Origin of the sequence: Azohydromonas lata, from assembly GCF_034427735.1 — a bacterium.
In the GTDB taxonomy this organism is placed as follows: domain Bacteria; phylum Pseudomonadota; class Gammaproteobacteria; order Burkholderiales; family Burkholderiaceae_C; genus Azohydromonas; species Azohydromonas lata.
The window spans coordinates 176,378-184,293 of the sequence record NZ_JAXOJX010000003.1; the positions used below are offsets into that span (position 1 = coordinate 176,378).

Consider the following 7,916-nt stretch of genomic DNA (forward strand, 5'->3'; position numbering starts at 1 on the left):
GTTGCGAATGACCCAGTGGAGACAAATTGGCTCAGCACTGGAGGAAATCGGCATTTTCGTTACCGAGGGGCGATGTTGATCCCCTGCCACACAGCACGCTCCCAGGGTCACGGTTCATGCGAACGTGGCCGGCGCGACCAAGGTTCATGCGAATGTATACCGGCCTGGCAACCAGAACTTCGTCCGAAAAAAGCTCCGTACTCATAGGACGTTTGAGCTTGGGTACACAGGAAACATGACCACATGTTGTTGCGGTGTCATCTAATTCGACTCGGATTTCAGCCGCATTCGCAGAAACCTTGGACCTATTCGCAGTAACCGTGGACCTCAACATCACGTAAAGCGGTAGCCGATGTGACGGCGGCGCAGTACTTGAAGAAGCCGAAATATGTTTGAAGCGCATGAGTATCGACTAATGGCGTAGATTTCGTGCGCAAAGATCACAACTATGATATAAGTCACCGCATGTACCCGGTTTATGCGCATTTTGACGATTAACTCCCCGAACTATGGAAATCAACTCCTCAATTGCCAAACACATCCGCTTCGGAAGCGGAGATTCCTGGGCAGCCTCTGCAATTATTTCGGAGCGCGGCATTACGTACGTCAAATACGACGCTATTCGAATTGGTAACGCGACTGATGTTAATGGTGGGGTATCTTTGCAGTTCTTATGGCAAGGCGTGGCAGCTGCCTGGGTGCGCATAGATTCGGCAATGCTCACACGTGAAGGATTTAAGACCACCGAAAAAATGGAAGGCCGGCTCAAAATTTGATTCTTGGAAAGAATGGATTAAGGGTCACCTAGAACCTATACCGTTTGGCTGAGTCTAAGAAGTTAGTATTGCGCCGGAGAGCAGAATGGGGTTCTCGGACTTCTTGTCAATCTTGGTGTGCTTCGCCTGTAAAACCTTAAGTAAATTAACGGGTTAGTCACCGTTGTGGCCCACGGTTACTGCGAATGGCGTCCACGGTTTATGCAACTGGCATCCGTGGCGTAAGCGCTTGTTGTAAAAGCTGAAATACGCTTTTTAGCCTTCAAGGCACAGTGCTGTCTTTCTACCACTTATGACATACCAGGGCCCAGAGTTCCCGCGAATGTGACTGCCACGTTCAAGGCCCATGCGAATGTGTTCCAGCCCGCCAAGCACCTGAACACCAGCCAAAAGCTGCCTGTTCATAAGCAAAATGCGGCGGTGGACATCAAGTAAGGCGGCGACCTTAGGTTGCGTCGTCATCCTACTTGAGCGGGATTTCAGCCACATTCACAGAAGCCTTGGACATATTCGCAGTAACCGCGGACCTCAACACTGGCTCAAGATCATGGAGTATGGGGCCGCCGGAGAGGCCCGCACGAAGGCATTCCTTTTGGACAATCTTTGCGTCAGGGCGGGATCGTAGCCATAACCGGCTTCAATCAGCTTGGTCAGAACCGTGATCGCCGCTCACCTTAGCGCCGAACTATTGCCGTACTGCGTCAAAATAAATTTCGCAAGTCCAACTAATTTATCTGCTTCAACATCGAAAATCGGACAGTTCGCACACAATTTTGATACGCAACATCCACGCGGACTGACTTTTGGGAGAACTTGTAGTCGCTAGAGCGCTTTAATTTTTCTTTTTGAATGTGGGTCTTTGTAGCCAGGTGCTAATTGTGCGTTATTTGCCCCGTAGAGCGCGAGCGGGTCCCGTAGCCATAGCGCGTATTCAATGCCGCGCAGACTGTGGTCAGGAGAACAGTCAACAGTCCATCGACGAAGCATATAGCCGGCATTCGCTGCACGTACGGATACCCGCAGCACTCCGTCTGCAGGTATGCTGTAGTCCATCCTAACAACCTCAGGACGAGGATGTTCGGGATGCGGAACAAATTCTAGTTCAATGATGCGGCTCCACTGAACATCATGCTCGGCAGTTTCGTCTTGCATGACTTGGCTGTCCTCCAGCACAGTTGGCGCATCCATTCTGGTGAGTACGAAATCGCGGAACTGGCGATGCCGCCGGTCGAATGCTCTTACGTGCCAACGTATACCAATGTCGACAAGCGCGAGCGGTACAATTTCTCGCTCGGTGTACCCGCTGTCAATAGATGTGTAGCCGAGGCGGATAGCCTTGCCGCGGTGGATTGCACGCATTACAGGTGCCAAAACCGACATTTTTGGTAAGCCCAATGCATTCGGTATTTCGCTGCGAATCATAGGCTTTAGCGCATCACTAAACCCTTCCCCGAAGCCTTGTGCCAGTGCTGTAAGCACCCGCTGGGGTGCATGCTCAAACAGCGGAGCAAATTCCACTGTTGGGCGATATACCTTGTCTGTGTTATCGAGAGCAAGGTTTTTTGGGCTTATGTCTTTGTACATCGCGATGTCTCTGGTAGCCGCCGCTGGCCCCATGCCAAAGCGGTCGACGACATCTGCACGCCGAAGCTCTCCAAAAAAATAAAGCTTGAAATCGATGTATGCGAGCCGTTCAAGCTGCGTCTTATTGACGCCTGCGAGGACGGCTGCTCGGTGTTGGTCTAATGCTACGGCCATGTGTACATCATAACGCTTCACGATAAACGACCTGTGTCGTATGATTCCAAGACATCATCAAAAAGATGATGTAAGCTGCTCCATGTGAGCTTGTCGATGCTCGGCGCAACCGCAGCACCTGTAGTGTTGTGGTGGTGTCAGGGCACGGTGCCTCTGCCCAGGACTGCGAGGGCGGGAAGCAATTAAAGGCGGTGTTCAGACGTAGTCGGAGGGAGCAATAGGAATGATCCGAGAACCTATCGTCGGCGTACCCGCCAGGACGGTAACGGCCGATGCGTCAGCACGCTTTACATACCTTGCTGAGACAATCGCTCGGGCCTACGAACCCTCGCAGACTCAACTCGACGACTTAGAGCGGGCCTACAACGCTACCGGCGACTACCTGGCCGAATGCCCGGAGTTCGATGGTCTGCTAACTCAGGTTCATGCGCAGGGCTCGCGCCTAATGGGAACCATCGTGCGTCCGATGGACCCGAAGCATGAGGGCTTCGATATCGACCTTGTTGCCCGACTGGCGCGTGCTGCTCTTCACCGGTATGGCGGGGGTAAGGGAACAGTGCTCCTGCTGGACCACCTGTTCACAGCCTTGAGCAGGTATGCCAAACGGCACGGCCTCGGCATTGAGAAATGGGAGCGTTGCGTGACGCTTATCTATGCCGGGGGCATGCGAGCAGACTTCGCTCCGGTCATTGACGACCCCGCTTACACACTACCATACGGCGAGCATCACGGCCGCATCCCGGACCGTGACCTGAGCCGTTACCTGTCGACCAATCCGAAAGGATACTGCCTCGGGTTTGACGATGTTGCTAAGGTATCTCCTGTATTTAATCTGGTTGCCGCATTAGAGGCCAACTACGACTCGGTTCGAAAGGCAGATGTTGAACCTTTGCCTGAAGCGTCACAGGTTTTTGGGAGACTTCTCAGTCGCTTCATCCAACTGGGTAAGGTGCATCGGAATATTGCTTTTGCTGATGTCCCTTCAGGAAAAGATTTGGCGCCCACTTCGGTGTTCTTAACCAGTCTTTTTTCTAAGGCATACGCAGTCTTGGCCCCACAACCTCACGATGGCCCGCTTGACCTATTTTTCGCAATGGTGGAATTGGTCCCAATGCTGTTTGAGCGTGAACTTCTTGCTGGTGGAGGCGAGCATTGGGTGTTGATGAATCCCTGTGCGCAGTTCGATAACCTTGCTTCGTCGATGAATACAGTTGGCCGCCAGCAAGCGTTCGTTCAATGGCATGCAAAGCTGCTGTCCGACCTTAATGTTCTGCTTGCTGCAGTGGACAGCAATAAGGGCCTTGATGTTGTTGTGAAAGCCGTGGAGCGGGCTTTTGGGTCCCGTGCAAGTGAGGCGGTGCTGCAGCGCGGAGCGCAACGTAGGGAAGGTCATCGCGCACTACACCGCGCCGGTTTCGTGGTCGCTGGAACGCTGTCAGCGGTAGCGCCGGCACGCGCCCACACATACTTTGGCGGTCCGTTGCCTTGAAGCCGCCTCACCGTCCTCCTACTCTGGCCCAGAGACATGCAGAGCTGAAGGCGTTGGCATGGCCAGAGACGACGTTGGCATTCGTCCAAGGACGGGAATTGAGGTTTAGGTTCATGGTGGCGCCGACACCATTCGGCCGCGTTTACCGCTGTCTGTTGAAGCTGTACGTGTCTAAGTATCCTGAACTGTTGGTTCTGGACCCCGACCTCAAGACACTCGCCTCCGGCCGCTCGCTGCCGCACACGTATCCGCATGATGGTTTAGGCACCAAACTTTGCCTCTGGCTTCCAAAAGCCCATGAATGGGCTGACCAAATGAGATTAACCGAAACTTATTTGCCCTGGGCGGCGGAGTGGTTGGATTACTTCGAGGAATGGCTTGTGACAGATGAGTGGGCCGGAGGTGGTGCCCACCCGCAGCCCATACAAAAAAGGTGGGGTAACGCTAGAACCCTAAAGCCCATTCGACAGAACAGCTAAATGAATTCGATAATCGCGAAACAAAATGAGGACCGAATGCTTTCGCTGGTGCGAGCACGTCGCCGCATTTATAAAACAGCAAAGCGATACCAAGGTGCAGTAGTTCTTATGACCCTTTTACTTCCGGTGATAAGCCTTGCTGTGGCCAATTTTGCGCCCGCTGCCAAAGCGTATGTCGCTGTTACCGCCTTGCTCTTCAGTATCTGCGACGTTGTTTTCATGGACCGATGGAACAAAGGCCTCATGAAAGACGCCGCGAAGTTGCAGGAAGAGTTCGACTGTGAGGTACTTGCTATGCGCCGCAATGAATTCGTGGTCGGTGCAGGCGTAGACCCCGAGGAGATATATCAACTATCAGTGGAGAAGCTTAACGCAGACGGTGAGAGCCAGCTTCGCAATTGGTACCCCGTTGCTGTCGGAAAGGTGCCCTTGCACGTTGCTCGCATCCTTTGCCAGCGCGAAAACTTGCTTTATGACGGTAAAGTGCGAAAGACCTACGGACGTCTTTTAACAATTTGCCTTATCGCACTCGTCGTTGTACTCTTTATTTATAGCTTGGCGGCCGAATTGAAGCTTGATGCATTCGTGCTCACGGTTTTAGTACCAGCCATGCCGGTTGTAAACTGGGCAATACGCGAGTTGTTTCGCCAGAAGAGTACAGTAGAAACACTTGACCGGCTAAAGGCGGAATCGGAGAAGCTTTGGAAGAAGGTGGTTGAAGGCATGTCGGAAACAGATGCGGCCGAGCGTTCTCGAGAACTGCAAGACGCTATCTACAATCATCGAGTCGCAAGCCCACTTGTTTTTGATTTTTTATACCGATATAGACGTGCGAGCCTTGAGGCACAGATGAACGCTGGGGCTGAGCACTTAGTGGATGGCTTCCTGAAGAAGAAGGCCGCAGCAATTTAAAAGAGGTTGAATTTCTTATGCAACTGCAGCGCGCACCGCAGCTAAATATGATTGCTTTAGCTAATAGAGTTCAACCTCAGGAGGCGGCGTTGCTTGCGGCTAAGTTGCACCGCGCATCGGTCAGAACCAGATTGGAGAAAGCCTTCACACTAAGCAACATGCGTGATATTGGAAGCCACTGCCGAGGAACCGCCATACGTCAGTTCAGCGACTTGGACCTCATGGTTATTTTGCGAAAAGAGGAAGTCATTTGGGGGGGCAAATTGGTGTCTTCGGATACTGTCATTCGCCGTGTTCTTGGGGAACTACGAGGACGCTTTGCTTCGTCAGATATCAGAAGAGACGGTTTAGCCGCTACTATCGCCTTCGGCAGTACAAAGCAAAGTTTAGATGTAGTTCCTGCTTTCTTTTCTAGATTTGATAAGGGCAAAGCGCGGCCGGTTTTTCTTATTCCAAATGGAAGTGGAGGGTGGTTTGAAACCAGCCCACAAGTTCATGATCAATATTTCGCACAAGCTCAGGAGAGGAGTGGAAACAAGCTACGGAAGGTGGCTCAACTCGTTAAGTGGTGGAAACATGCTCGCTCGACTTCATTACCAATCCGAAGTTTCTATACTGACATCGTATTGTCGGCATACAGTATCTGCGTTGGAGCAAAAACCTATGGACAGTGCCTGCACGACTTCTTTGTCGCACTGATAAATATTCAGTGCAATGCCTTGCGAGACCCGTGTGGCATTGCAGGAGACATCGTTTCCACAAATACGGATGTGCAACGACAGCAGCTACTTGCCTCGGTCCGATATGCGCAAGTGCATGCTGGAGCGGCCCTTGAAGCTCAGCAGCATAAGGATGTACAAGAAGCGAATCGCCAATGGGAACTCGTATTCAATGGTTGTTATTGATGGGGTGGCCATAACAGTTGCCACACACCGGGTTCGAGAAGAAGGGCATTACCGCATGCTTGGCCGGGTTTTGTTAGATATAAGACGGTGCACTACTGTCCCTCATACGATGCGTTAAGTACCAACAGCTACACCGTATAGAACTGTGGGCTACCCGTAACTTGCTGATTCATCGAAGATAGCCTGACGTCAATGGGCACCAACTGCCGCCACTGCGTCTATAGCGCTGCTTCATGCCAAAGCGTTGTCGCCAATTTCCAATATTCAAACTAGAAATATCAAATTAGCTTTGATCAATTGCATTGGCCGACGCGAGAGGCTATAGGGTAAAGCTTTCAATTTTACATAATGCTCGATACCCCATTTTAGGCTGGCAATATCTGGCCGGGCAATATCCAAACCCTCGGCGCAATGGGTCCACGCTCTCCGCGGCTGTATTCATAGGACACGCGCATACCCACCTGCAGCCGCTGTTGTAGCCCACGGTTATTGCGAATGGCGTCCACGGTTGTTGCAAATGACCCAGTGGAGACAAGTTGGCTCAGCACCGAAGGAAATCGGCATTTTCGTCACCGAGAGGCGATGTTGCTCCTCTGCCACACAGAACGCTCCCAGGGTCACGGTTCATGCGAACGTGGCCGGTGCGTCCAAGGTTTATGCGAATGTGTACCGGCCTGACAACCAAAACTTCGTCCGAAAAAAGCTCCCTACTCATAGGACGTTTGAGCTTGGGTGCACATGAAACGTAAACACATGTTATTGCGGAGTCATCTAATTCGGCTCGGATTTCAGCCGCATTCGCAGAAACCTTGAACCTATTCGCAGTAACCGTGGACCTCAACAGCGTTAGGCTACCCACGCGGAGAGACTCCAAGGGCCAACGATGGACCAACCCCTGCGCGAAGTGACCCTCAACGGGATAGAGAGCCGACTGCTGTACGAGCTGCTGCTGCTAACCATTAGCGAGCAGACCCAGCAACAGCTACGGGCGCTGCGCGCGAGCCAGCACTCCAACGTCGAGCGCGAGGCGCAAGCCATCGCGGCCGCAGCGAAGTTGCTCGGAGTCGTGGGCACGCCTAGCACCTATCAACTGACGCCGAAGGAGATCAGCGTGCTGAGAGACGTGGCAGCAACTGGCGCGGCCCCGATACTCCTGACCCTGAGTCGCAACGCACCGGAAAAGGTGCTGGCGAAGTACGGCGATCCGCAAAATGTCGCCCAGGTGGCGCACGAAGGCGTCGAGATGCTAGTAGGGCTGCTCGACCGCCTGCACAGCAAGTCACTTCCGACGCGCTCGCCCGATGCCCGCTGAACCCCTCCGATAACAGCAGGCTTCGCCACCTGTTGGCCGCCGCTCATGTTCAACTGTCGGCACCGACACGCGGCCAACGTGTGGCCGTCAAAGGGGCTGCCGGGGAAGCTGCGCGCGCCCACAGCCAGCCCCTGGCGGTGCGTCATGGCCAGGCTGGCCTTGACGCCGAACTCGTAACGCTGGCGCGCCTTGCCCTTGGAGAGCATTCCGCCTCGGGCGCGTGCAGCGCATAGAGCTTGTTCTTGTCCTTCTTGCGCTGCGTGTGGATGCGCTGAGCACGCTCGA

Annotated in this window: 6 protein-coding genes and 1 pseudogene; 5 read left to right on the forward strand and 2 right to left on the reverse strand. The window is 53.2% G+C overall.

The window, feature by feature from the left end; genetic code table 11:
• Positions 1-509: 509 nt before the first annotated feature.
• Positions 510-776, forward strand: coding sequence for a hypothetical protein (locus SM757_RS04320; protein WP_322464473.1), 267 nt, complete (start codon positions 510-512; stop codon positions 774-776).
• Positions 777-1,598: 822 nt separating this feature from the next.
• Here the strand turns inward: SM757_RS04320 and SM757_RS04325 are convergent.
• Positions 1,599-2,534, reverse strand: coding sequence for a WYL domain-containing protein (locus SM757_RS04325; RefSeq protein ID WP_322464474.1), 936 nt, complete (start codon positions 2,532-2,534; stop codon positions 1,599-1,601).
• Positions 2,535-2,757: 223 nt separating this feature from the next.
• Between SM757_RS04325 and SM757_RS04330 the strand changes: the two genes are divergently transcribed.
• The 4 genes from SM757_RS04330 to SM757_RS04345 all read left to right on the forward strand — a co-directional run bounded on the left by SM757_RS04330 (position 2,758) and on the right by SM757_RS04345 (position 7,631).
• Positions 2,758-4,023, forward strand: coding sequence for a nucleotidyltransferase domain-containing protein (locus SM757_RS04330; RefSeq protein ID WP_322464475.1), 1,266 nt, complete (start codon positions 2,758-2,760; stop codon positions 4,021-4,023).
• A 479-nt stretch (positions 4,024-4,502) separates the two neighbouring features.
• On the forward strand, positions 4,503-5,414 hold the full coding sequence (locus SM757_RS04335) for an S-4TM family putative pore-forming effector (protein WP_322464476.1): 912 nt from the start codon (positions 4,503-4,505) through the stop codon (positions 5,412-5,414).
• A gap of 17 nt (positions 5,415-5,431) precedes the next feature.
• Complete coding sequence (locus SM757_RS04340; RefSeq protein ID WP_322464477.1) at positions 5,432-6,319, forward strand: nucleotidyltransferase domain-containing protein; 888 nt, start codon at positions 5,432-5,434, stop codon at positions 6,317-6,319.
• 883 nt (positions 6,320-7,202) lie between these two features.
• On the forward strand, positions 7,203-7,631 hold the full coding sequence (locus tag SM757_RS04345; RefSeq protein ID WP_322464486.1) for a hypothetical protein: 429 nt from the start codon (positions 7,203-7,205) through the stop codon (positions 7,629-7,631).
• A 71-nt stretch (positions 7,632-7,702) separates the two neighbouring features.
• Here SM757_RS04345 and SM757_RS04350 read toward each other — a convergent pair.
• Positions 7,703-7,916 (reverse strand): annotated as a pseudogene (locus tag SM757_RS04350) (IS5/IS1182 family transposase); the annotation flags it as partial.